The organism is Mesorhizobium sp. M7A.F.Ca.CA.002.04.1.1 (assembly GCF_004022805.1).
In the GTDB taxonomy this organism is placed as follows: Bacteria; Pseudomonadota; Alphaproteobacteria; order Rhizobiales; family Rhizobiaceae; genus Mesorhizobium; species Mesorhizobium ciceri.
This window is the reverse complement of record NZ_RZPL01001006.1, coordinates 1-1,526: the sequence shown is the minus strand read 5'-3', so window position 1 is coordinate 1,526 and position 1,526 is coordinate 1. Positions and strand designations below refer to the sequence as shown.

The 1,526-nt window shown below is 58.7% G+C and carries 1 protein-coding gene and 1 pseudogene; both read left to right on the top strand.

Annotated elements, in window-relative coordinates; translation table 11 throughout:
* Positions 1-1,291: outer membrane protein assembly factor BamA (bamA, locus tag ENZ75_RS31505; RefSeq protein ID WP_128278612.1), on the top strand; the 1,291-nt coding region annotated here is incomplete at its 5' end.
* A gap of 75 nt (positions 1,292-1,366) precedes the next feature.
* Positions 1,367-1,526: pseudogene (locus tag ENZ75_RS35785) on the top strand (UDP-3-O-(3-hydroxymyristoyl)glucosamine N-acyltransferase); the annotation flags it as partial.

Genomic DNA, 1,526 nt, shown 5'->3' with positions numbered 1-1,526 from the left:
GGCCTATATCGAGCGCATCGAGATCCGCGGCAACGATCGCACGCGTGACTATGTCATTCGCCGGGAGTTCGACGTCAGCGAAGGCGACGCCTTCAACCAGGTGCTCATCCAGCGCGCGAAGAAGCGCCTGGAAAACTTGAACTACTTTGAGAAAGTCGACATCTCGACCGTGCCTGGCTCGCAGCCCGACCAGGTCGTTCTGGTGGTCGACGTGGTTGAGAAATCGACCGGTGAGTTCTCGGTGGGCGCTGGTTATTCGACCGGTGGCGACACGGCCGGTCCGTCGGTCGAAGGCTCGGTGACCGAGCGCAACTTCCTCGGTCGCGGTCAGTTCATCAAGCTGTCTGCGGGCGGCGGCAAGAATTCACGCGACTACAGCCTGTCCTTCACCGAGCCTTATTTCCTCGGACGGCGCATCGCCGCCGGTTTCGACATCTATAAGTCGACGCGGGAATACAACAACAACTATGACAGCGATACCACGGGCGCGACGATCCGTTTCGGCCTGCCGATCACCGACAGCATCACGACCCAGTTGGCGTACAACATATCGCAGGAAAAATATAAAGTTGACGATGGTTGCTTGACCGATGGGGTTTATATTCCTGGCAGCCCTTGCAATATCTCAACTGCAATCCTTGATGGCATCGATCAGAGCCCTTGGATCAAGTCGTCGGTCAGTCTCGGGCTGGTCTACAACACCATCGACGACATGAAGAACCCGCATGAGGGTATCTATGCCAACACAACCGTCGAAGTGGCCGGTCTTGGCGGCGATGCCAAGTTCGTGAAGATCACGGGACGCGGCAGCGTCTATCAGACGTTGTCCGAGTCGCTTGATCTTGTCGGCCTTATTTCGGGCGGCGCCGGCCATGTCGAGGGTTATGGCAGTGACGGCCTGCGTATCTTCGATCAGTTCCAGAGCACGGACCGCATGATCCGTGGCTTCGCCTATGGCGGTATCGGGCCTGTGGATCCTCTCACGGGTGACCATCTCGGCGGTACGACCTACTTCAATGCTTCTGCTGAAGCCCAGTTCCCGCTGCCAGTCGTTCCGGAAAGCTTCGGCCTTCGCGGAGCTGTGTTTGCTGACGCGGCGACTCTCTATGGCAGCAAGGTTACGAGCGTTGCTCAGGAGTCAACGGACATGCAGCTGCGTGCCTCTGTCGGCGTTGGTCTGATGTGGGCGTCGCCGTTCGGTCCGATTCGTATCGACTATGCGATCCCGGTCAAGAAGGAAGCGCGCGACGACGTGCAGGAATTCAACTTCGGCATATCGACCCGCTTCTGATCGGCGGCCAACGATGCTCCCGGGTCTTCAGGGTCCGGGAGAAATGTTCCGACCTAGCTGGATATAGCTTCTGGAATGACCGATCCGGTGTTCTTCGCGCCATCACGCCGGTATACGGCGGGCGAAGTCGCGAATCTGACCGGCTCGGTGCTTGTCGATTCCGGCCACTCCAATATTTTGATCGAAGCACTCGCGCCGGCCAGCGAGGGCGGCGAGAACGCGCTCGTCTTTGTCG